Origin of the sequence: Candidimonas humi, assembly GCF_019166065.1 — a bacterium.
GTDB lineage: Bacteria > Pseudomonadota > Gammaproteobacteria > Burkholderiales > Burkholderiaceae_B > Candidimonas > Candidimonas humi.
In genome coordinates, this window is record NZ_JAHTBN010000010.1 from 89,264 (window position 1) to 111,304 (window position 22,041).

Below are 22,041 nucleotides of genomic sequence, written 5' to 3' on the forward strand. Positions count from 1 at the left end.
CGGCGGCGCGCCCGTGCGCCCCGCCGTGCAGTCGCGGATTCGGGTTCAGATATAGCTGACCCCCAGCACTTCGTATTCGCGCACGCCCGCCGGGGCCTTGACCTCGACCACATCGCCCTCGCCCTTGCCGATGAGCGCCCGGGCCACCGGGCTGGACACGGAAATCTGGTTGGAGCGGATATCGGCCTCGACATCGCCCACGATCTGGTAGGTGACGCGCTCGCCCGATTCGAGATCTTCGATTTCGACCGTGGCGCCGAAAACCGCCTTGCCCTGGGTGTCCAGCGCCCGAGGATCGATGATCTGGGCATTGGACAGGGTGCTTTCCAGTTCCTGGATGCGGCCCTCGATGAAGCCCTGGCGCTCGCGCGCGGCATCGTACTCGGCGTTCTCGGACAGATCGCCCTGGGCACGGGCCTCGGCTATAGCGTTGATGACCTCGGGACGCTCGATGGTTTTCAAACGGTGTAGTTCGGCTTGCAGACGCTCAGCGCCGCGTGCGGTCAAGGGGATCGCAGACATAGCATTCCTGATTCAAAAGTAAAAAGACGCTTCCCACAGAAGCGCCTGGTGAGCTGCATGAGATGGGTTGCGGCATGCGCAACCCGATTTCGGTATACGAACGGAACGAACGGTGGGTTTAGTTCAGTCTTGCAGGACTGATTTTGTTTCGTTCAAAATAAATCCCCGGCTCGGTCAGACCCGGGGTTTAAGCCTATTGTCGGCAAAGTTTGCACAAATTGCAAGCCTGCATCAGGCTTGATTAGGGTTTTCCCTTATTATATTTAAGTTTTTGAAAAAAAACAAATTTTTTGGTACTTGGCCGTTCCGGGCCGCCCGCCGCGGGCGGGCAGCGAGGCTGCAAACAGGGCCGAGGCCGGCCCGCGAGCCGGGCTTGCCGGCCACCCGGCTGCCTGGCTTCGCCGCATGCCGAACCGTCGTCCCGTCGTCCCGTCGTCCCGTCGTCCCGTCGTCCCGTCGCCCTGTCGCCCTGTCGCCCTGTCGCCCTGTCGCCCTGTCACCCTGTCGAGCAATCGAGCAGACGAGCCGTCGAGCAGCCCGGCTGACGGGCAACTGAACTACCGACCGGTCAACGCGGCGCGCGCGCTGCGCGACGGCCCAGCCCCAGCAGGGCGTACAGGATGATCGACCCGAAAGTCGCCGTGCCTATGCCGTCCAACTTGAAGGAGCCGAATTGCAGCGAGAAATTGCCCGCCCCCAGGATCAGCGTGACCGCAGCCACGATCAGGTTGCGGTTATCGCCGAAATCCACCTGGTTGACCACCCAGATGCGGGCGCCCGCCACGGCGATCAGGCCGAAAACCACGATCGACATGCCGCCCAGCACCGGCGCCGGGATGGTCTGGATCAGGGCGCCGAATTTCGGGGAAAAACCCAGCAATATGGCGATCAGGCCAGCGATCACGAAAACCAGGGTCGAATAGATGCGCGTGACCGTCATGACGCCGATGTTCTCGGCATAAGTCGTCACCCCCGTGCCCCCGACCGAGCCCGAGATCATGGTCGCCACGGCGTCGCCCAGGAAGGCCCGCCCCAGGTAGACGTCGAGGTTGCGGCCGGTCATGGCGCTGACCGCCTTGATGTGCCCGAGGTTCTCGGCCACCAAGATCACCGCCACCGGCGCAATCAGGCCGATCGCGTGGCCGCTGAACACCGGCGCCTCGAAGCGCGGCAACCCCAGCCAGGGCGCCGCGGCGATCGCGGCGAAATTCATCGGCCGGCCCAGGCCCAGCCCATTGGCGCACACGGCGTACAAGACGCAGGCCAGCAACAGGCCAATGAGGATCAGCAGGCGCTGCGTCGTGCCGCGCGTATAGACCGCGACGCCGCCCACACACAGCACCGTCATCAGCGCCATCACGGCGTCGAAGGTGCTGCCGCCCATGGCGCCCTTGGCGGCGATGGGAGCCAGGTTCAGGCCGATCACGGCGACGATGGCCCCGGTAACCACCGGCGGCATCCAGGCGTCGATCCAGCCGGCCGCGTCGCCCGAGCGCGAATTGACCCACCAGACCACGCAGCCGATCACTGCGTAGACCAGCCCGCAGACGATGATGGCGCCCAGGGCCAAGGGAATATTGGCGTTGTGCCCCGCCCCCGTGTAGCCGGTGACGGCAATCACCCCGCCGATGAAGGCGAAGCTGGACCCCAGGTAGCTGGGCACGCGCCCGCCCACGAACAGGAAAAAGATCAGGGTGCCGATGCCCGACATCAGGATGGCGACATTGGTATCGAAGCCCATCAGCAGCGGCGCCAGGATGGTGGAGCCGAACATGGCCACCACGTGCTGCGCGCCCATGGCAATGTTCTGCGGCCACGACAGGCATTCGTCGGGCTGCACCACCAGCCCCGCTCCCCCGCCCTGCACCCGGCGCCAGCCGGAAAAATAGGTGTTCGACATATCGCCGCCTTGTTGTTATGAGTGTGTTGCGAACTGGAGGCCCCGGAAGGCCCGGGGTCCGCTGAGGCGAAAGTGTACGTTTTGCCCAGGGGGGCGGGCAAGAAGATTTGCGCGATCGCTCTATCAAGAGGCGGATACCGGCCGCCGACCTGCCGAAGACTCCGGCCGCGCATGAACAGCCCGGCATCGCCAACAAGCCGCAGGCGAAGATGAACCATGCGCGTGGCGCACGGTCGTTTGCTCCCCTCGGGAGCCTATTTATCCGCAGGGGTCACGCGCTCACGGAGCCAATCGCACATCTCCCTGTAAATGCGGCCGGGCCCGGGAGCAACATGACGTAATCGGATATAGCCGTGAACCAGGCCAGGCCCGGGCTCGTATCGGACATCGACACCCGCAGCCTTCAATCGGGCAGCGTACTGCGCGCCTTCGTCATACAGCGGATCGTACTGGGCGGTAGTGACGAACGCGGGGGCCAATCCCGACAAGTGGGTGTCGCATGCGCGCATGGGCACGGCATGCCGGTCGGCTCTGGCCGCTGGCGACGGCGCATATTGGTCCCAGAACCACTCCATCTGGTCGCTGGTGAGGAAGGGTGCGGTGCGGCCGTTCAGGTATGAGGCACGCGTGAAGTCCACATCCAGACAGGGATAAAGCAGCACTTGCCCAGCCAGGGAGATTTCGCGTTCGCGACAGGCCAGCGCCAGTGCAGCCGAAAGGTTGCCCCCCGCGCTGTCACCCGCCACAAGCAGCCGCTGCGGGTCCACGCCCAGCTCCGCAGCGTGGCGCCCAAACCATTCCAGCACGTCCATCCCTTCGTTGAAGGCCGTAGGGAAGCGCTGCTCGGGCGCGCGCGAATACTCGACACTGGCCACCACGCAGCCGCTGTCTCGAGCGATGTCCGCGGTGATATCGTCATGGCTCTCGACGCTGCCGATCACCCAGCCGCCGCCATGGAAATAAACGAGGCCGCCGCGGCTTGCGGCCTGTGGCGGCCGGTAGATCCGGATCGAGACGTTCATGGCCCCAACAGTCAAATCGACGCCTTTTATCTGGCCCTCCGCAGGCTGCGGCCTGGCGGCCGCCACGGACCTCTCGTAGCGATCGCGCCACTCTTCCAAAGGCAGTTCGTGGCCGGGCACCGGCCATTGGGCCCGATAGCGCTCGACGACCGGGATCAGTGATGGATCGATATTCATACAGTGCCTTGCTTGCTCGATGATCGGGTCCGGCCGGAGCCCGGCTTATTTTCCGCGATAGCGCGCGAACGTCCAGGCCAGGTCCCGAACGAGGGCCTGCCGGCGACCAAGCGGCGCAGCGCTCCGGCAATGCCTTGCGGCATCAGCAGCATGCTGGCGATCAATATTGCGCCATACAGGAAGCCACCAAGCGCCTTATTGATGTCTGAAGCCCAGACCGGCACATATTGCAGGAATATGCCGCCGAATATTGCGCCGCCCACCGAGGTCAGGCCCCCGACCACGCCGCCGACGAAGAAGCCCAGTCCCAGCATGAGAGTAAAAGAATCAGGCGATACATAGCCGATGGCCAGAGTGTATAAAGCCCCGGCACAGCCCGCATAAAGGCTGCTCAAGGCGAACGTCAGAGTCAGATAACTGGTCGGATTCACGCCCATGACCTGCGCGACGATTTCCTGGTCGCGCGTGGCCATCAATGCCCGCCCCAGCGCCCCGCCCAGCAGCCGCCACGCCGCCGCGAACAACAGCGCCGCTATGCAGAGCACGACGAAATAAGTCCATTGGCTGTCGCTCAGATGACTCCAGCGGGGAGCAGTCAACGTGTCGACCACGATGCCGCTATGGCCTCCGGTGAAACTCTCGAAATTGCGCAGTAGCGGAGGGACGCTCATGGCCAACGCCAGTGTGCCCAGCGCCAGATACAGTCCACGCAGCCGCAGCGCCGGAAAACCGAAACCCAATCCAACCACCCATGCCACCAGGGCTGCACAGGGAATGGCCGCATAGGGGTTGAAGCCGTAACGGCTCACCAGGATCGCCTCGGTATATGCACCAACCGCAAAAAACGCGCCATGGCCAAGCGAAATCGCGCCCGCAAACCCGGACACTATATTCAGCCCGAGAATCGCCAGGGAATATATGAATACCAGCGTAACCTGGTCCAGGCTATACGAGGCAAACCCGAAAGGCATTACTGCGACAAGCAGCAACAGGGCAGCGGCCCACAAGACTATTCGCGGCAAAGGTGTCGAGAGCATCAGGATCTTCCCGTTCAAACCCGGGCGACGCTTTTGCGCCCGAACAAACCGCTGGGACGTATAAGCAACGTCGCGAAAATTACCAGCAGGGCAACGACTATCTTCAAGTCCGCGCCTATCCATGGGACATAGGTGGCCGCCAGATTCTCCGCGACGCCCACCACGAGCCCCCCTACCACCGCACCCAGCACGCTGTCGAAGCCGCCCAGAGTGGCCGCCGCAAAGGCATAGATCACCACACCCAGCATCATTCCCGGACTGACGAACAAACGCGGGGCAACCAGTACGCCGGCGATCGCGCCCAGCGATGAAGCCACGCCCCAGCCGGCCATCAGCATTCTTTCGACCGGAATGCCGACGAGCCTGCTTTGCTCCGGAGCCGCCGCGGCAGCCCGCATCGCCAGGCCCAGCTTGGTATGCTCGAAGACCAGGAACAATATCAAGAGCGTAGCGAGCAATACTACGACCACGCCTATGACTTCGCCGCTCAGCCTCAATCCGCCCAACTGGATACGCCACGCTTCGAATGGGCTCGGAAACGCGTGATTGAGATAGCCCCAGATGAAGCCCGCCAGGCTGTTGAGCGCCAGGAACAGGCCGATCAACACGGTAACGACGGTCAGGGCCGGCGCCCGCGCAATGGGCTTCACGAAAATGACATAGAGCACGGCGCCCGCGATGAACGAAGCCAAGATCGACACTATCATCGCGGCGTACACGGGCAGGCCCCACTTGATCAACTGCCAGGCGAAGAATGTCGACAGCATTGCCATCTCGCCCTGGGCGAAATTGACTACATTGGTGGAGCGGAAGCTGAAGACCAGAGCCAGAGCCAGCGACGCATATATGGCGCCGCTGGCCAAACCGTCGCTCAGTTGTTGTAGAAAAAGCAGCATTTTCTCAAGCCCCAAGTTCGGGTGTCATGTGTCAATAACCGAGGTACGCGCGGCGCACCTCATCGTTCGCACGCATGTCGGCGGCCCGCCCGGAGGTCACCAGACGGCCCCGCTCCAGCACATGGCACTGGTCCGCAAACTCCAGCGCGAGGTTGGCGTTCTGTTCTACTATCAGCATGGTCAGCGCAAGCTCCTCGCGCAACCGGCTCAGGCACGCGAACAATTCCTTGGTAACCAGCGGCGCAAGCCCCAGCGACGGTTCGTCCAGCAGCAACAGGCGCGGCCGCGACATCAGCGCGCGCGCTATCGCGAGCATCTGCTGCTCTCCCCCGCTGAGGCTTCCCGCCGCCTGGCTACGTCGTTCCGCCAGTCTCGGAAAAAGTTCGTACCAGCGCTGGATGTCTTCCTGGATACTGGCTTTGTCGTTTCTGAGATAGGCGCCAAGCGCGAGGTTTTCCTCGACGCTGAAGTCCGAGAAAGTCCCGCGGCCCTGCGGCACATGGGCAATACCTGCCCCCGCGATCTTCTCGGTTCTCGACGCCGCCAAGTCGCGGCCGTCGAACACGATGCGGCCGCGGCGCCAGGTCATGCCGCAAATAGCGCGCAAAGTAGTCGTCTTGCCCGCACCATTGGCCCCGAGAAGCACCGTAGTTTGCCCCGGGTCGATGGAAAATGCGATGCCGTGCAGGACGGCAAGAGCGCCATACCCCGCGGTCAGCCCATCGATCGTCAACAGAGGATTCATACGCTCGCCCCCAGGTACGCCTCGATGACGCGTGGATTCTTCCGTATTTCGTCGGGCGTGCCGTGCGCGATCAGGCTGCCCAATTCCAGTACTGCGACCCGGTCGGATATGCGCAACACCATCTGCATATGGTGCTCGACCAGCAACACGGCCACGCCGAAGCGTTTGCGCATATCCAGGATGAGTTCTGCAAGCGCGTCGACCTCGCCATGCGCCAGGCCGTTCGCCGGCTCGTCGAGCATGACGAGACTGGGCCTGGCCACCAAGGCCCGGGCCAGCTCCACGCGCTTCAACGTGCCGAACGCGAGCTCGCCGGTCAAGCGCGAAGCATGGTCGGCAAGACCCAGCCAATCCAGGATTTCCAGGGATTCACGCCGGGCGAGCGCCTCGCGCGATCGCTGCGCCGCCACGGGCAACAATGGCCGCCAGAAGCTCGGCCGGATTCGCGAGTGCGCCCCCAGAAGCACGTTGTCCAGCACGCTCAGACCCGGCACGAGGCCGAGATTCTGGAAGGTCCTGGCGATGCCCAGCCCCGCGATCGCATGGCGCGGCACCCGAGTAATATCGATGCCGCGATAATGAATCGAGCCCGCCGTCACCGTGTACACGCGACTGATGCAGTTGAACAGCGTGGTCTTGCCGGCGCCGTTCGGGCCGATAAGGGCGCATATTTCATTCGGCGCGACCCGGAGAGACGCCCCTTTGAGTGCCTGCACTCCGCCGAAACGCGCATCGACCGCCTGTACGTCCAGCAGCGGCTGGGCTTGCGGGCGGGCGAGGCTCGCGCCCGGCTCGGAGACCATGGCTATTGCGGCCATTACACTTGATCCTTGTGCGACGCGAACAGGCTTTTGGGCAGCCTTACATGGACACCCTGGTGGCCATTGACGACCTGAGTGATGATCAGGTCGGCAGCCAGCGAACACAGCCGGTATGCCTCATCCAGGGCAAGCCCCGTCAAGGTCTTGATCAGCGCCACCATCGCCTCCAGCGCACGGCGCGCGGCCGTTCTGAGATCGGGATCGAAATCCATGGTGATCCAGTGCGTGGGAGTCTCGGCGCGAGGCGCGCCAAGCTTCATCCCGGGCTCCACGGAAAGCCGCAACCGGACCAGATCCATCGAGGTCTCGAGGGCGGTGCCATTGACCTCCCCGTGTCCCTGCACGGCATGCGCGTCGCCCGCATAGAACAGCGCCTCGTCGACCCAGATCGGCAGATACAGGGTCGTGCCGGCGACGAGTTCGGCGCAATCGATGTTGCCGCCGAACGGACCCGGTACCGACGAGGTATGTCCTCCGGCGGCCTCGGGAGCCACGCCCAGGATGCCAAGAAAAGGACGCACCGGGATGCGAATGCCTCCGCAGAAGTCCGCCGTCATGGTTGCGCGATCGATCTTGAAGTGGCGAACCGTGCCTTGCGGAAAGTCGGGAGCCAGCAAGCCACGGCTTAGCTGCCCCGGGGTCATGATGTTGAAACCCGTTGCCCCCACCTCCAGTTGCAGGATGTCCACCCGCAGCACCTGGCCCGCCTTGGCGCCGCGGACCGCCACCGGGCCGGTCAGCGTATGCGGCCCCCGCCCCGCGTAGCGTTGGCGAACCTGCATGATGTCATCGAACGATGCGCCGTACTCGACCTCGCCCGCCCACAAGCTCCATGTCGACAAATGAAGCTCGTCGCCCGATTCGATGCTCAACAAGGGCGGATAGCTGCGGTCGATCAAGCCGACCCTGACCGTATTCTTGCTTGCGCTTAGATGATGTATGGACATGAGATCAGGTATGCGGCTGCTTAATGCACATGGGCGAGGGCTAGGGCATTGCCTTCGAACTTTTTAATGATCGGGCCTACCGGCTCGAAATGGGTGCCCTTGAATTGCGACATCTGCATGGACTCGATCGGGAACGGATCTTTCTGCCCGTCGGTGCAAAGCGTGATGCCCGGCAGCAGGCCCTGTATGGCCACGCCACATTGCTTGCGAGCCGCCGCCATCATGGCCTTGCGCGTCGGCGCCATGGTTCTCTGCAAGGTCGCCACGACCATTTGCCCGTTGATGAACCCCCACATGGTGGTGGGGTCGTCGGGATTGACCAGCTTGCTCGCGTACTTGGCTGCGATCTCCCGGTACAGCTTGAGGCCGGGATCGTTCGCAAAGCGCGGATCCTGCGGATCGATGACGTCGATGCCGGAATAGACGCCTTGCGAAGCCTCGATGCCTGCGGGCTTGAATACCGCGGCCACGGAAGCGCTGATGTTGACCACTATCTGTGCCGGCTTCCAGCCAATCTCGTTGGCCTTGCGGATGGCCTGCGCGGCAAAGCGAGGGATACTGAAGTTCAGGAACACATCGGCCTTCGAGGCGGCCAGATTCAGTATCTGCGAATCGATTGTCGGGGAACTGGGATCGTAGGCTTCCTGGGCCACGACCTTTACGCCGGACCCTTCGATAGCCCGCTTGAAAGAGCCACTCAGGTCTTCGCCGAAATCGTCCTTCTGGTACAAAATGGCAACCTTGGCATTGGGCCATTTCGACTTGACGAATTCGGCATAAATGGCGGCCTCGGTCGAGTATGGCACCTGCCAGGCCATGGTCCAGGGATGCTTGCCGATATCGGACCCGAATATGGTGGCGCCGCTGCCCACGTAGAGCTGCGGCACGCCACGGCGGTTCAGATAGTCCCAGACGGCGAGATTAGTGGCCGTGCCGAGAATATTGACTACCGCCGCTACCTTGTCGCGCTCCACCAGCCGCTTGACCTGCTCTACCGTGCGCGGCGGCGAATATTCGTCGTTGTACCAGATGTACTTGATCTTGCGCGTCTTGCCGTCGCCCATCTTGACGCCGCCCTGCGTCTGATTGATGTACTTGAAGTAGGCCTCCTCCATGGCGCAGATGGTGCCGAACGAGGCCAACGGCCCCGAGGTCGCGCAGGTGCCGCCTATCGTGACCTGGTCATCCGTGAAGCCGGTATCCGCGTGTGCCGGCAAGCAAGACGCAAGCGCGATCAGTGTGCTGCCGGCCAGCACGAGCGCTTTCGATCTGAACGATTTCACTGGTCTTCTCCTTTGAAATTATTGCTGGGGCAACTGGAAAATCGCCCACCCGCCTTACAGAACGGCAATCGGCCTTAGCGGCGAGCCGGTCGCTCCCACCATGCGCAACGGCAAGCCGACAAACAGGAAGCGGCGTGCCTCGCGTTCCGCCAGCGACTCCAGGTTGAGGTTTTCTATGATGTGGATTGCTTTATCCACCAGCAGCATGGCGTGCACCGAATCGCCAACAGAGGGAATTACTTCGAATGCCGGCGTATCGGAACCCACCATCGATACGCCGCGGTCGATCAGCCATTGCGCCCCATCTCTGCCGGGGCCGGGCAGGCCGCCCTGGCTGCCATTGAACAGCGAGGAATCGCGCCAGTGGCGAGCCCATCCCGTACGGACCAGCGCGATGTCGCCAGGTCGCAAATCAAGTGCATTACGCGCGGCACAGCCTTCGAAGTCGGCGGCGGTAATCTCTTCGCCGGGGCGCAGCGCGTCGACCCCTCTCCATCCGGCGATATCGAACAGCGTGGCGGGCCGCCAGATCGGTCCGATGTCGGTGACGTCCAGGCGCGCAAGCCCTTTTGCGGTCTCGATGTCGGAAGCGGGCTCGCCGCCATGCACATGGCCGCAGCGCGAGAAATGGCCCAGCGCATCTATGTGCGTCGAGGTGTGCGCCGACATGACGATAATCTCGTTGGCGAAGCTGGAATCGGCAATGCGGGGCTTCGCATGTGGATCGCCGTGGCGACGGTGCAAGGACAAGGTGTAAGGCGCATGCTGCGGATATACCGGCATGCCCGCATCGAGCGCATGAGACAGATCGATCATCTCGCCGTGGTGCACGACCGCGTCCAGGACAGACTTGGCATTGGTTGACGCGCGAGCCTCCATCACAGCGCCTTTCCGCGGCCGGACACAGGCCCGCCGGTCAGCGACCGCACCAGGGCGTCGACGGCTTCCTTGGCGCCCTTGCCGGCTTCGTTGCCATAGATCAGGCGCGCGAACTGGCCTCCCAGATAGGCATGCAGGCCCATGGTATACAGCGCATGAAAGTCCCGCCGCTCTATTGCCGTCCGTTCGTCCTTGCGCAAGGGATAGCGGTCGAGCACCGCGGCCTCGTCGGCAGCGAACTCCTTGCGCAATGCAGGGTCCCATTTGAGATCCTGTATAAGGTCGTGTATCGCCAGGGTCGGATCGAACTTGAATGTCATTTCGCAACCTCCTCCCCGGCCTGGACGTTCCACTGGACGGCGCCGATTCCGCATTTGAATTCGGTATGTACGGTGTAGCCCAGGCATACGCCAGGACACTTTCCGATGGCCCCGAGAACCACGAACCAGGCGAGCAACTCGCAAGTGCCGCCACGGCCGGACTGTTCCATGCGCTCTATGGTCATTTCATTCAGCAGCGCCTCGTGATCTCCGCTGGCGCACAGATCCAGAAAACGCCGATCGAACTCTTCGTCTATGAAGTAGTAGCGCGCTCCCCCAGGCTCATGGCTGAGCCCTCCCGAGCCCAACAAGCCGACACGCATGTCCTCAGGTAGATCCTCTTTGATGAAAGCCGCCAGGGCCTGCCCGACCTCATAGCAGCGACGCTGGTCGGGCACGGGCGGCACGATACAGTTTTGCAGGACCGGCACCAAGGGAATGCCCAGGGTATCCAGCTGGGTCAATACCACCGGCACCGAAATGTTGTCGTCGAACTTGAGGTTCTCAGCGTTCCACGTAGTGCGTATGCCGCGCTTGGCCAGGCCATTGATGAGCGCGCTTGCAACTTCGGGATGCCCCTCGACGCAATAGTCGCGGCACTTGATCCATTCCTTGAACCATTCGTAGGGACCGCGATGCTGCGCGGCGGCGCCGACGAGAAAATCGGGATAGTTGCTGACCCGGCTATTGGCCAGATGATCGTTGGCAAACACGATCAACACATCGGGTTGCGCCGCTCGCAGGGCCTCGGACAGATGCAGGTACATCGAGTGCACCGCCCACTGCGAATCCCGAGGCGCTGTATCCAGAAGCCCGACCAGTCCCGGCGCATGCGGGGCGCCGGCGGCAAAAACTATCTGACCCATTTGTCTACAGTCTCTCTACAGTTGGTTTTAATGAAACGAATTAAAACAACATAAAAGATTGTTGTCAAGATTTTGGAATGTTTGTTTTGTTATACAAAATCACAATGAATGAATATAATTGACCCATGACTAAACCAGCAAAATTGCGCAGAGACGAAGCCGGGACGAGCAGCGAAGCCGGAGACGGGTCCGGCATGGGAACGGAGACGACAGGCGTTTCCGCCCTGAGCGCCTCGCCGCCGTGGGGCCCCCGCGCCGGAACGCCTCGCGATCAAAAGCCTCGCACTCTGGCCGGCCAGGCGGCGGAGCGTCTTCGTCAAGACATCATTCGCAACCGCCTGCATCCCGGCGAACGGCTCACCATAGAAAAATTGATGCGCAGCTACGGCGTAGGCACCAGCCCCTTGCGCGAGGCGTTGTTCCAGGTCGCAGGCGACGGGCTCGTCAGAGTCGAAGATCACAAGGGCTTCATCGTGGCGCCCTTGAACTTCGACGAGATGCGGGATGTTTCATCGCTGCGGGCGTACCTCGAAATGAACGCCATACGCAGGTCCATCGAAAACGGCGGAGACGATTGGGAAACCAGCGTGCTGACCGCAGAGCATCGCCTGACCAAGGCGGAGACGCGCCTGGAAGGGGCCGTAGGCGATGAGCTGATACTCGCCGAAGACGAATGGGAACACCGCCACCGGGACTTTCATTACGCTCTGTGCAGTGCCTGCGGCTCGCCTTGGCTGCTGCACTTCTTCGATGCGCTTTACGACCAATTGGAACGGTATCGCCGCCACTTCTGGCGCTACGAAGAGCGTGCTCGAGGGGCTCACGCGCAGCATGAGCAAATCAAGGAAGCCGCGCTTGCCCGGGACGCCGACCGGGCGGTGGAACTCCTGGCCGAGCACTTCCGCGAGCAGGCAGATCTCACGGTCACTCCTGCGTCGCCGACCCAGAGCAAGCGAAACTCGCCGCGCTGAATAGCCGCCGATACCGTTGCAGGGTTACGGGTTGTGGTTGCGGATCGCCGCGAAGATAGGCCTCAGGACTGCCGCGGCTTGCGGCCGCGCTGCGCGGCGTAGTGGTCGTACAGGCGGTTGGGCACCAGGCGCAGCAGGCGCGCCACCCAGGCCATTTGCCAGGGCAGCACGATGTACGGGACGTTGCGGTCTATGGCCCGCACGGCCAGTTCGGCGAAGCGCTCCACCGGCATCAGGAAAGGCATCTTGTAGGGATTGCGCGCCGTCATGGGCGTACGGATGAAGCCCGGCGCCAGGGTCACGACGCCCACGCCGCTGCCGTGCAGCTCGACCCGCAGGCTTTCGCAGTAATTGCGCACCGCCGCCTTGGAGGCGCAGTAGGCGCCCGCGCCCGGCAGGCCGCGCACGGCTGCCACGCTGGCGATGCCCACCAGCCTGCCGGCGCCGCGCGCCTTCATGGCAGCCATGAAGGGCTCGAAGGTCGCCACGGTGGCGTTCAGATTGGTGTCGATGATGGCCTCGAAGACGTCGAAGTCTTCGGGCTCTTCGGTCACGGTGCCGACGCTGATGCCGGCGCTGGCGATGACCACGTCGACCGGGCCGCCCGCAAGAAAGTCGGCAGCAACGGCGTGCAGCGCGGCGCGGTAGCGCACGTCGACGGCATAGACGCGGTGGTTCCCCGGCAGCGACCGGGCCAGTGCTTCGAGCGCCGGGCGGCGCCGGCCCAGCAGGCCGAGCTCCGCGCCGCGGCGCGCGTACACGGCGGCCAGCGCGGCCCCTATGCCGCTGCTGGCGCCCGTGATGAAGACGCGGCCCGCGCGCGGCGCACCGCCGGACGGCACAGCGCAGGCGGCATCAGCGGCGGCCATGCTCGAGGCCCGGACGCCGGCCGTGGGCCGGGTCCGCCAGCACACCGAAAGGGCCGATACCTGCCATTCCCAAGTTGCGGCGGGCTAGTGCGCCCGCCGCAGGGACGCGTGCAGCTCCTGCAGCGGATACACTTTCAGGCCGCCGCCGTGGCGCAGGTACTGCATGCCCTCGACAGCGGCGCTGGCGCCGGCAATAGTGGTGAAGAAGGTGACCCGGGATGCCAGCGCATGGGTACGGATCAGGCGCGAGTCGGCGATCGCGTTGCGGCGTTCCTCGACGGTATTGATGACCAGCGAGATCTCGCCGCTCTTGATCATGTCGACGATGTGCGGACGGCCCTCGGTAACCTTGTTGACCACCTGCACCGGCAAGCCGGCGGCCTCGATCGCCGCGGCGGTGCCGCGGGTGGCCACCACCTTGAAGCCGAGCTCTACCAGGCCGCGGGCCACTTCGACTGCGCGCGGCTTGTCCTGCGGCTTGACGCTGATGAAGGCCACGCCCGACTCGGGCAGTTGCACGCCGGCGGCGAGCTGCGACTTGACGAAGGCCTCGCCGAAGCTCTCGCCCACGCCCATGACTTCGCCCGTGGATTTCATCTCGGGCCCGAGGATGGTGTCGACCCCCGGGAACTTGACGAAGGGGAAGACCGCTTCCTTGACCGCGAAATACGGCAGCCGGACCTCGGCGCCCACGCCCTGATCGGCCAGCGTGCGGCCGGCCATGACGCGTGCGGCGATCTTGGCCAGTTGCAGCCCGGTGACCTTGGACACGAAAGGCACGGTGCGCGAAGCGCGCGGATTGACTTCCAGCACGTAGACGTCGCCGTCCTGGATGGCGAACTGCACATTCATCAGGCCCTTGACCTGCAGGGCGCGCGCCATCAGCGAGGTCTGGCGCTTGATTTCGGTGACAACTTCCGGCGACAGGGAATACGGCGGCAGGCTGCAGGCCGAATCGCCCGAGTGCACGCCGGCCTGCTCGATGTGTTCCATGACACCGCCGATGAAGACTTGGTCATCGTCGGCCAGGCAATCCACGTCGACTTCGGTGGCGTTGTTCAGGAAGTGGTCGAGCAGCACCGGCGAGTCGTTGCTGACCTTGACCGCCTCGCGCATGTAGCGTTCGAGGTCTTGCTGCTCGTGCACGATTTCCATGGCGCGCCCGCCCAGCACGTAGCTGGGACGCACCACCAGCGGGTAGCCGATCTCGGCGGCGTGCGCCAGGGCCTCGCCCTCGGTGCGCGCGGTGCGGTTGGGCGGCTGGCGCAGGCCCAGCTTGTTCAAGAGCTTCTGGAAGCGCTCGCGGTCTTCCGCGACGTCGATGGATTCGGGACTGGTGCCGATGATGGGCACGCCATTGGCCTCGAGCGCGCGCGCCAGCTTCAGCGGCGTCTGGCCGCCGTACTGCACGATCATGCCGACCGGGTTTTCCTTGTGCACGATCTCGAGCACGTCTTCCAGCGTCAAGGGCTCGAAGTACAGACGGTCGGACGTGTCGTAGTCGGTGGACACGGTCTCGGGGTTGCAGTTGACCATGATGGTCTCGAAACCGTCTTCGCGCAGGGCCAGCGCCGCATGCACGCAGCAGTAGTCGAATTCGATGCCCTGGCCGATGCGGTTCGGCCCGCCGCCCAGCACGATGATCTTCTTGCGGTCGGTGGGCGCGGCCTCGCATTCCTCTTCATAGGTGGAATACATATAGGCCGTGCGCGTGGCGAATTCGGCCGCGCAGGTGTCGACCCGCTTGTACACCGGACGCACATCGAGCTGGTGGCGCAGCTTGCGCACCTCGGCTTCGGACGTGTCCAGCAGGAAGGCCAGGCGCCGATCGGAAAAACCGCGGCGCTTGAGCTGCCATACGGTGTCGCGGTCGAGATCGGCCAGCGTCTTTTGTTCCAGGGCCAGCTCGATGTCGACGATTTCCTTGATCTGCGCCAGGAACCAGGGGTCGATGCGCGTCAGGGCATGCACCTCGTCCAGGGTAAAGCCCTGGGCAAAGGCGTCGCCCACGTACCAGATGCGTTCCGGCCCGGGCTCGCCCAGCTCGACCTGCAGCTTCTCGCGGTCGGTGGTCTTCTGGTTCAGGCCGTCGACGCCGACCTCCAGGCCGCGCAGCGCCTTCTGGAAGGATTCCTGGAAGGTACGGCCGATGGCCATGACTTCGCCCACGGACTTCATCTGCGTGGTCAGGCGCGAATCGGCCTGCGGGAATTTCTCGAAGGCGAAACGCGGCACCTTGGTGACCACGTAGTCGATGGTGGGTTCGAACGAGGCCGGAGTGGCCCCGCCGGTGATCTCGTTGCGCAGTTCGTCCAGCGTATAGCCCACGGCCAGCTTGGCCGCCACCTTGGCGATGGGAAAGCCCGTGGCCTTGGAGGCCAGCGCCGAGGAGCGCGAAACGCGCGGGTTCATTTCAATGACGATCATGCGCCCGTTCTGCGGATTGACCGCGAACTGCACGTTCGAGCCGCCGGTGTCGACGCCGATCTCGCGCAGCACCGCGATCGAGGCGTCGCGCATGATCTGGTATTCCTTGTCGGTCAGCGTCTGCGCCGGCGCCACCGTGATCGAGTCGCCCGTGTGCACGCCCATCGGATCGAGGTTCTCGATGGAGCAGACGATGATGCAGTTGTCGGCGCGGTCGCGCACGACCTCCATCTCGTATTCTTTCCAGCCAAGCAGCGACTCTTCGATCAGCAGCTCGTTGGTGGGCGAGGCATCCAGGCCGCGGCGGCAGATGGCTTCGAATTCTTCCGGGTTGTAGGCAATGCCGCCGCCGGTGCCGCCGAGCGTGAAGCTGGGACGTATCACCACCGGGAAACCGGAGCCCGAGATCTGCTCGGCGATGCGCCGCTGCACGTCCCAGGCTTCGTCCATGGTGTGCGCCACGCCGGACTTGGCGGATTCCAGGCCGATGGCGGTCATGGCCACCTTGAATTTCTGCCGGTCCTCGGCCTTCTCGATGGCGTGCTCGTTGGCGCCTATGAGCTCGACGCCGTATTTTTCCAGCACGCCGTGGTGCGCGAGATCCAGCGCGCAATTGAGCGCGGTCTGGCCGCCCATGGTGGGCAGCAGCGCATCGGGCCGTTCGCGCTCGATGATTTTTTCCAGCGCCTGCCAGTTGATGGGCTCGATGTACGTGACATCGGCCGTCTCCGGGTCGGTCATGATGGTGGCCGGATTGCTGTTGACCAGGATGGTGTGGAAGCCTTCGGCCTTCAGGGCCTTGCAGGCCTGGGCCCCGGAATAGTCGAATTCGCAGGCCTGGCCGATGATGATCGGCCCTGCGCCGATGATGAGTATGCTTTTTATGTCTGTACGCTTGGGCATGATGCGGGATTTCAGTGCTGGCCGGCCATGAGGCTGATGAATTTGTCGAATAACACCAGGATGTCGTGCGGCCCCGGGCTGGCCTCGGGGTGCCCCTGGAAGCAGAAGGCCGGAGCGTCGGTGAGCTCGAAGCCCTGCAGCGTGCCGTCGAACAGCGACACATGGGTGGTCCGGGCGTTGGCGGGCAGCGTCGCGGCATCGACAGCAAAGCCGTGATTCTGGCTGGTAATGAAGACGCGGCCGCTGGCGAGGTCGTGCACCGGATGATTGGCGCCATGGTGGCCGGCCTTCATCTTGATGGTGCGCCCGCCGAGCGCCAGGCCCATGATCTGCTGGCCCAGGCAAATGCCGAACAGGGGGATCTTGCGCTCGATGGCGGCCTGTGCGGTGGCCACGGCGTAGTCGCAAGGCTCGGGGTCGCCGGGCCCGTTGGACAGGAAGATGCCATCGGGCTTGAGCGCCAGCGCATCGGCCACCGGCGTCTGCGCCGGCACCAGGGTGACGCGGCAGCCGCGCTCGGCCAGCAGGCGCAAGATATTGAACTTGACGCCGAAATCGTAGGCCACCACGTGATACTCGCCGTCCTGCTTTTGCGAGTAGCCCTCGCCGAGGGTCCAGGTGCCCTGCCGCCATTCCTGGCGCTCGGTGATGGACACCACCTTGGCGAGATCCTGGCCCGACATGCCCGGGAAGCCACGCGCGAGCTCGACGGCGCGCTGCGCATCTTCCGAGCCGGCCAGGATGCAGGCGCCCTGGGCGCCGCCCTCACGCAGGATGCGAGTGAGCTTGCGGGTATCGATTCCGGCGATGCCGACCACGCCCTGCGCCTTCAGGTATTCGGGCAGCGACTGGGTGGCGCGGAAGTTCGAGACGCGCAGCGGGCAATCGCGCACCACCAGGCCGGCGGCATGCACGCGCGCCGACTCGACGTCTTCGACGTTGACTCCGGTGTTGCCGATGTGGGGGTAGGTCAGGGTAACGATCTGGCCGTTGTAGCTCGGGTCGGTCAGGATTTCCTGATAGCCCGTCATGGCGGTATTGAAGACGACCTCGGCGACGGAATAACCATCGGCGCCGATAGAGACACCCTTGAAGATGGTACCGTCCGCCAAAGCTAGAATTGCAGGAGAAAGCCCATCGGCTCTCTCTGGGAAAATTGACGGCAGCAAAGTAAACCCCGGCTTTCAATGACAGTAAGTAAACCTTGGGATTATACCTTGAGACATTATTCCGGCCTTGCTGGCCCCCCGGCCGGGCCGTAATCATGTGCCGCCGTGCGGTTCGCTGCCATAATGGCGGCTCCTCAGTTTCGCGTTCCAGCCTGCCACCATGCCCAACCAGCTCGATGCCTTGCGCCAGTACACCACCGTCGTCGCCGATACGGGCGACTTCGAGTCCATGCGCGCGCACCGTCCCACCGACGCCACCACCAATCCATCCCTGATACTGAAGGCCGTCCAGAAGCCCGCCTACCGCCCGCTATTGGACAAGCTGCTCGCCGACCACGCCGGCGCCCCGACGGCGGAACTGGCCGAGCGCCTGCTGGTGGCCTTCGGCCTGGAAATCCTCGGCATCGTGCCCGGCCGCGTATCCACCGAAGTCGACGCCCGCCTGAGCTTCGACACGCAGGCCACCATCGAGCGCGCACGGCGGCTGGTGGAACTGTACCGGCTTGCAGGCATAGGCCGCGAGCGCATATTGATAAAGATCGCCTCCACCTGGGAAGGGATACAGGCGGCGCGGGTATTGCAGCGCGAAGGCATACGCTGCAACCTGACGCTGCTGTTTTCGCTGCCGCAGGCCGTGGCCTGCGCCGATGCCGGCGTACAGCTCATCTCGCCTTTTGTGGGCCGCATCTACGACTGGTACAAGAAAGCGGCGGGCGCGCAATGGGACGAGGCCGCCCAGGCCGGTGCGCAAGACCCGGGTGTGCAGTCCGTGACCCGTATCTACGACTACTACAAGGCGCGCGGCATCCAGACCGAGATCATGGGCGCGAGCTTCCGCAACAAGGGGCAGATCCTGGCCCTGGCCGGTTGCGACCTTCTGACCATCAGCCCCGAGCTGCTGGGCGAACTGGCCGCCGGCGACGCCCCGGTCGAGCGCCGCCTGGACCCGGCCCGCGCCGCGCAGTCCGCGGGCGACACCCTGCCCTGCGACGAGGTTTCTTTCCGCAGCCAGCTCAACCAGGACGCCATGGCCACCGAGAAGCTGGCCGAGGGCATACGGGTGTTCGTCGCCGATGCCGTCAAGCTGGAAGCCTTGATCGACCAGGCCCGCGCGGCATGATACGGGGCCGCAGCACAAGGGCCCGCCCTCAAAATAATGGCGGCGCGGCTTTGCCCTGCCTGTACGGGTAAGCCCAGCCACGCCGGGTTCAGGCAGCCCCCGGGGCGGAGGACGGGCCATGGATGGCAGGCCGCCGTAGCCCATAAATGAAACTGGCGCCCCTCGGGGCGCCAGTTTCATTTATGGACAGGAACGGGACAGATGACCCCGGCCGCCGAATGCTCGGCGGATCAGAGTTTCTCGGTTTCCCCCGCCTTGGGTTTCCAGACCAGCAGGCGGCGTTCGATCAGGGCCACCAGGCCGTCCAGCAGCAGCGCGAACACCGTCAGCACCACGATCCCGGCGAACACCGTGTTGACGTCCAGCGTGCCTTCGGCCTGCAGTATCAGGTAGCCGACGCCGCTGGCCGAGCCCAGGTATTCGCCCACCACCGCGCCCACGAAGGCCAGGCCCACCGAAGTGTGCAGGCTGGAAAACACCCAGCTGGTCGCCGACGGGATATAGACGTGGCGCAGCAACTGGCGCTGGCTGGCGCCCAGCATGCGGGCGTTGTCCAGCAGCGTGGTGCTGACTTCGCGCACGCCTTGGTAGACGTTGAAGAAGACGATGAAGAACACCAGCGTGACCGCCAGCGCCACCTTGGACCAGATGCCCAGCCCGAACCACATGCCGAAGATCGGCGCCAGGATCACGCGAGGCATGGAATTGGCCGCGGTGATGTAGGGGTCGAGCAGCGCGCTGGCCGTGCGCGACAAGCCCAGCCACAGGCCCATGGCCAGGCCGGTGACCGTGCCGATCACGAAAGCGAGCACCGTCTCGACGAGCGTCACCCACAGATGGGGATAGATGTCGCCGTTGCCGATGAACCAGGCCCAGATCACCTTGGCCACCGAGATCGGCTGGCCGAAGAAGAACGCGAAATTCACATTGCGCGCCCCCAGGTACCATCCGACCAGGATCAACAACAGCAGCAACACCTGCCAGAACCGCAACATGCGCGGCGTAAACATTGAGGACTTGGACATATTATTCAGGCCCGTTTCTGTTGGGCATAGCCCTTCAATACTTCTTCGCGCAAGACATCCCAGATCGCCTGGTGCAGTTCGACGAAGCGCGGGTGCGTGCGCACCTCGGCCACGTCGCGCGGACGCGGGATGTCGATCTCGAACTGCCCGATGGGATGCGTGGCCGGCCCGGCCGACAGCACCACCACGCGGTCGCTCATGGCAATGGCCTCGTCGAGGTCGTGCGTGATGAAGAGCACGGCCTTGCGCTTGGCCATCCAGAGTTCGAGGACCTCGTTTTCCATGAGCTGGCGCGTCTGGATATCGAGCGCGGAGAACGGCTCGTCCATCAGGATGATGTCCGGGTCGCGTATCAGCGTCTGGGCGAGCATCACGCGCTTGCGCATGCCGCCGGACATCTGGTGCGGATAGCGCGTCTCGAAACCGCCCAGCCCTACGCGCTTGAGCCACTGCAGCCCCAGCTCGCGCGCCTGGGCGCGCGGCATGTGGGCGAATTCGAGGCCGGCCACGACATTGTCCAGGGCATTGCGCCACGGCATGAGCGCCTCGCCCTGGAACATGTAGCCGGCCCGCTCGTTGATGCCCGAGAGCTCCTGGCCGAATACCCGGACCTGGCCCGAGGACGGGGCAAGCAGCCCGGCGCCCACGTTCAGCAGCGTCGACTTGCCGCAGCCCGTGGGCCCCACCACCGAGACGAACTCGCCGGGCGCGATGGACAGGGTCGCATCGCGCACCGCCGTATAGCCCTGGCCGCCGTCACGCGCCGCAAAGCGGCACGTGATGTTTTCCAGCAATAGTGCGGCTTCAGGCATGGGGGTATTTCTTGTTGGCCTTGATCACGAACTGGTTGGTCCAGATCTTGGAGATGTCGATCTTGCCGGCGTCGAAGTTGGGAATATAGGCCGCCTGCGCCTTCAGGGCCGTTGCCGGGCCGTCGGCCGCCACCATGCCGTCGGGCGAGATGGCTTCCATATTGCCCTGCAGGGCCAGCTTGTACAGGGCCGGGTCGCCCAGCAGATAGGATTCGGGCACCGTCTTGGCGATGTCGTCCAGGGATGCCGAATGGATCCACTTGTCGGCGCGCACGATGGCGTTGGCCAGGGCCTGCGCGGTATTCGGATTCTTGTCGAGGAAGGCCTGCGAGGCATACAGGCAGCCCGAGGGCATGTTGCCGCCGAAGACTTCGTGGGTGTCCTTGAGCGTGCGCGTATCGGAGATGACGTGGAAGTCCTTGGAATGCACCAGGGTGCTGACGACCGGGTCCACGTTGCACATGGCATCGATCTGGCCGCTGCGTATGGCGGTGATGGCGCCGGCGCCCGCGCCCACGCCGATGATGGAGACATCGGTCGGCTTCAGGCCGTGCTTGGTCAGGAAGAAGCTGACCATCATGTTGGTGGACGAACCCGGCGCGGTCACGCCGACCTTCTTGCCCTTGAGATCGGCCGGGCTCTTGTAGCCGGCCATGGTCTTGGTCGACACGCCCAGCACCATCATCGGCGCCTGGCCCTGTTGCGCGAAGGTACGGTAGAACTGGCCCTTGGACTGCAGCATGATGGTATGTTCGAAGGCGCCCGAGACCACGTCGGCACTGCCGCCCACCACGGCCTGCAGGGCCTTGGAACCGCCGGCGAAATCGACGACGCTGGCATCCAGCCCTTCGTCCTTGAAGTAGCCGCGGCGCTGCGCGATGGTCAGGGGCAGGTAATAGATGAGCGCCTGACCGCCCACCGCGATCTTGACATCTTTTTTCTCGATACCCTGGGCGCCGGCCAGACGGGGGAAGACCGTAGCGGCGCCGGCCATGCCGGCGAGCTTGATAAGTTCACGACGGGATAAAGACATACTCGACCTCCTGAGTCGGTTATCTGTGTGTTTATTTGGAACGCGAGCGAGCGTCTACATATCTCAGGCCGCAGCAGCCGCGCGCACGATCCGGATCCCGGTTCTGGCGCGCCCGGCCACTGCGGCCTGTATGAAGCCTCCCGATAATACCCGAGAACCCGGCCCCGGCTTAATCAGGTATTGCACTATGATGAACTGCCGCATCGGCATGGCTGGCCTCGCGGACTGCGATCGCGGCGCCACTCGGCGCCACACAGGGCGCGCAAGCGGCGCCGCGCGCCGGGCCTGGGCACGCCG

Annotated in this window: 20 protein-coding genes; 2 read left to right on the forward strand and 18 right to left on the reverse strand. The window is 64.0% G+C overall.

Annotated features, from left to right (window positions below; translation table 11 throughout):
- Positions 1-45: 45 nt before the first annotated feature.
- The 12 genes from greA to KVP10_RS18180 form a co-directional block, all read right to left on the reverse strand.
- Positions 46-522 (reverse strand): transcription elongation factor GreA, encoded by a 477-nt coding sequence (gene greA / locus KVP10_RS18125; RefSeq protein ID WP_217966139.1) that lies wholly within the window; start codon positions 520-522, stop codon positions 46-48.
- A gap of 568 nt (positions 523-1,090) precedes the next feature.
- Positions 1,091-2,422, reverse strand: coding sequence for a solute carrier family 23 protein (locus tag KVP10_RS18130; protein WP_217966140.1), 1,332 nt, complete (start codon positions 2,420-2,422; stop codon positions 1,091-1,093).
- A gap of 254 nt (positions 2,423-2,676) precedes the next feature.
- A complete protein-coding gene (locus KVP10_RS18135) occupies positions 2,677-3,621 on the reverse strand; it encodes an alpha/beta hydrolase (protein WP_217966141.1) in 945 nt (314 codons plus the stop codon).
- The gene (locus KVP10_RS18140) at positions 3,618-4,658 is read right to left on the reverse strand and encodes a branched-chain amino acid ABC transporter permease (protein WP_217966142.1); all 1,041 of its coding nucleotides are present in this window, start codon (positions 4,656-4,658) and stop codon (positions 3,618-3,620) included. The genes KVP10_RS18135 and KVP10_RS18140 overlap by 4 nt, the downstream gene beginning before the upstream one ends.
- A 14-nt stretch (positions 4,659-4,672) precedes the next feature.
- On the reverse strand, positions 4,673-5,554 hold the full coding sequence (locus KVP10_RS18145; protein ID WP_217966143.1) for a branched-chain amino acid ABC transporter permease: 882 nt from the start codon (positions 5,552-5,554) through the stop codon (positions 4,673-4,675).
- Positions 5,555-5,585: 31 nt separating this feature from the next.
- Entirely contained in the window at positions 5,586-6,299 is a 714-nt protein-coding gene (locus KVP10_RS18150; protein ID WP_217966144.1) for an ABC transporter ATP-binding protein, read from the reverse strand.
- The gene (locus tag KVP10_RS18155; protein WP_246600819.1) at positions 6,296-7,117 is read right to left on the reverse strand and encodes an ABC transporter ATP-binding protein; all 822 of its coding nucleotides are present in this window, start codon (positions 7,115-7,117) and stop codon (positions 6,296-6,298) included. The genes KVP10_RS18150 and KVP10_RS18155 overlap by 4 nt, the downstream gene beginning before the upstream one ends.
- Positions 7,117-8,067, reverse strand: coding sequence for an acetamidase/formamidase family protein (locus KVP10_RS18160; RefSeq protein ID WP_217966145.1), 951 nt, complete (start codon positions 8,065-8,067; stop codon positions 7,117-7,119). The genes KVP10_RS18155 and KVP10_RS18160 overlap by 1 nt, the downstream gene beginning before the upstream one ends.
- A 20-nt stretch (positions 8,068-8,087) precedes the next feature.
- Positions 8,088-9,350, reverse strand: coding sequence for an ABC transporter substrate-binding protein (locus KVP10_RS18165; RefSeq protein ID WP_217966146.1), 1,263 nt, complete (start codon positions 9,348-9,350; stop codon positions 8,088-8,090).
- A gap of 54 nt (positions 9,351-9,404) precedes the next feature.
- Positions 9,405-10,229: a cyclase family protein gene (locus KVP10_RS18170; protein WP_246600824.1), complete on the reverse strand. Its 825-nt coding sequence runs from the start codon at positions 10,227-10,229 to the stop codon at positions 9,405-9,407.
- Entirely contained in the window at positions 10,229-10,549 is a 321-nt protein-coding gene (locus KVP10_RS18175) for a hypothetical protein (protein ID WP_217966148.1), read from the reverse strand. The genes KVP10_RS18170 and KVP10_RS18175 overlap by 1 nt, the downstream gene beginning before the upstream one ends.
- Positions 10,546-11,415, reverse strand: coding sequence for a DODA-type extradiol aromatic ring-opening family dioxygenase (locus KVP10_RS18180; protein WP_217966149.1), 870 nt, complete (start codon positions 11,413-11,415; stop codon positions 10,546-10,548). Before KVP10_RS18180 ends, KVP10_RS18175 begins: the two co-directional genes overlap by 4 nt.
- Before the next feature lie 125 nt (positions 11,416-11,540).
- Between KVP10_RS18180 and KVP10_RS18185 the strand changes: the two genes are divergently transcribed.
- Positions 11,541-12,386, forward strand: a complete 846-nt coding sequence (locus tag KVP10_RS18185; protein ID WP_217966150.1) for a GntR family transcriptional regulator — start codon at positions 11,541-11,543, stop codon at positions 12,384-12,386.
- Positions 12,387-12,448: 62 nt separating this feature from the next.
- On the opposite strand, the gene KVP10_RS18190 is transcribed toward KVP10_RS18185, so the two are convergent.
- The 3 genes from KVP10_RS18190 to carA form a co-directional block, all read right to left on the reverse strand.
- Positions 12,449-13,255, reverse strand: a complete 807-nt coding sequence (locus KVP10_RS18190) for an SDR family oxidoreductase (protein WP_217966151.1) — start codon at positions 13,253-13,255, stop codon at positions 12,449-12,451.
- 84 nt (positions 13,256-13,339) lie between these two features.
- Positions 13,340-16,585: a carbamoyl-phosphate synthase large subunit gene (gene carB / locus KVP10_RS18195; protein ID WP_217966152.1), complete on the reverse strand. Its 3,246-nt coding sequence runs from the start codon at positions 16,583-16,585 to the stop codon at positions 13,340-13,342.
- Positions 16,586-16,596: 11 nt separating this feature from the next.
- Positions 16,597-17,754, reverse strand: coding sequence for a glutamine-hydrolyzing carbamoyl-phosphate synthase small subunit (gene carA / locus KVP10_RS18200; protein ID WP_376810974.1), 1,158 nt, complete (start codon positions 17,752-17,754; stop codon positions 16,597-16,599).
- Between the two features lie 160 nt (positions 17,755-17,914).
- Between carA and tal the strand changes: the two genes are divergently transcribed.
- Entirely contained in the window at positions 17,915-18,874 is a 960-nt protein-coding gene (tal, locus tag KVP10_RS18205) for a transaldolase (RefSeq protein WP_217966154.1), read from the forward strand.
- Positions 18,875-19,104: 230 nt separating this feature from the next.
- On the opposite strand, the gene KVP10_RS18210 is transcribed toward tal, so the two are convergent.
- The 3 genes from KVP10_RS18210 to KVP10_RS18220 are packed head-to-tail and all read right to left on the reverse strand — an operon-like array spanning position 19,105 to position 21,744.
- Complete coding sequence (locus KVP10_RS18210) at positions 19,105-19,899, reverse strand: ABC transporter permease (protein ID WP_217966155.1); 795 nt, start codon at positions 19,897-19,899, stop codon at positions 19,105-19,107.
- A gap of 5 nt (positions 19,900-19,904) precedes the next feature.
- The gene (locus KVP10_RS18215) at positions 19,905-20,711 is read right to left on the reverse strand and encodes an ABC transporter ATP-binding protein (RefSeq protein WP_217966156.1); all 807 of its coding nucleotides are present in this window, start codon (positions 20,709-20,711) and stop codon (positions 19,905-19,907) included.
- On the reverse strand, positions 20,704-21,744 hold the full coding sequence (locus KVP10_RS18220) for an ABC transporter substrate-binding protein (RefSeq protein ID WP_217966157.1): 1,041 nt from the start codon (positions 21,742-21,744) through the stop codon (positions 20,704-20,706). Before KVP10_RS18220 ends, KVP10_RS18215 begins: the two co-directional genes overlap by 8 nt.
- Positions 21,745-22,041: the final 297 nt, after the last annotated feature.

Excerpts from the sequence above, each read along its gene's own strand:
- greA (WP_217966139.1), bottom strand. The coding sequence starts at position 522 with ATGTCTGCGATCCCCTTGACCGCACGCGGCGCTGAGCGTCTGCAAGCC.
- KVP10_RS18130 (WP_217966140.1), bottom strand. The coding sequence starts at position 2,422 with ATGTCGAACACCTATTTTTCCGGCTGGCGCCGGGTGCAGGGCGGGGGA.
- KVP10_RS18135 (WP_217966141.1), bottom strand. The coding sequence starts at position 3,621 with ATGAATATCGATCCATCACTGATCCCGGTCGTCGAGCGCTATCGGGCC.
- KVP10_RS18140 (WP_217966142.1), bottom strand. The coding sequence starts at position 4,658 with ATGCTCTCGACACCTTTGCCGCGAATAGTCTTGTGGGCCGCTGCCCTG.
- KVP10_RS18145 (WP_217966143.1), bottom strand. The coding sequence starts at position 5,554 with ATGCTGCTTTTTCTACAACAACTGAGCGACGGTTTGGCCAGCGGCGCC.
- KVP10_RS18150 (WP_217966144.1), bottom strand. The coding sequence starts at position 6,299 with ATGAATCCTCTGTTGACGATCGATGGGCTGACCGCGGGGTATGGCGCT.
- KVP10_RS18155 (WP_246600819.1), bottom strand. The coding sequence starts at position 7,117 with ATGGCCGCAATAGCCATGGTCTCCGAGCCGGGCGCGAGCCTCGCCCGC.
- KVP10_RS18160 (WP_217966145.1), bottom strand. The coding sequence starts at position 8,067 with ATGTCCATACATCATCTAAGCGCAAGCAAGAATACGGTCAGGGTCGGC.
- KVP10_RS18170 (WP_246600824.1), bottom strand. The coding sequence starts at position 10,229 with ATGGAGGCTCGCGCGTCAACCAATGCCAAGTCTGTCCTGGACGCGGTC.
- KVP10_RS18175 (WP_217966148.1), bottom strand. The coding sequence starts at position 10,549 with ATGACATTCAAGTTCGATCCGACCCTGGCGATACACGACCTTATACAG.
- KVP10_RS18180 (WP_217966149.1), bottom strand. The coding sequence starts at position 11,415 with ATGGGTCAGATAGTTTTTGCCGCCGGCGCCCCGCATGCGCCGGGACTG.
- KVP10_RS18185 (WP_217966150.1), top strand. The coding sequence starts at position 11,541 with ATGACTAAACCAGCAAAATTGCGCAGAGACGAAGCCGGGACGAGCAGC.
- KVP10_RS18190 (WP_217966151.1), bottom strand. The coding sequence starts at position 13,255 with ATGGCCGCCGCTGATGCCGCCTGCGCTGTGCCGTCCGGCGGTGCGCCG.
- carB (WP_217966152.1), bottom strand. The coding sequence starts at position 16,585 with ATGCCCAAGCGTACAGACATAAAAAGCATACTCATCATCGGCGCAGGG.
- tal (WP_217966154.1), top strand. The coding sequence starts at position 17,915 with ATGCCCAACCAGCTCGATGCCTTGCGCCAGTACACCACCGTCGTCGCC.
- KVP10_RS18210 (WP_217966155.1), bottom strand. The coding sequence starts at position 19,899 with ATGTCCAAGTCCTCAATGTTTACGCCGCGCATGTTGCGGTTCTGGCAG.
- KVP10_RS18215 (WP_217966156.1), bottom strand. The coding sequence starts at position 20,711 with ATGCCTGAAGCCGCACTATTGCTGGAAAACATCACGTGCCGCTTTGCG.
- KVP10_RS18220 (WP_217966157.1), bottom strand. The coding sequence starts at position 21,744 with ATGTCTTTATCCCGTCGTGAACTTATCAAGCTCGCCGGCATGGCCGGC.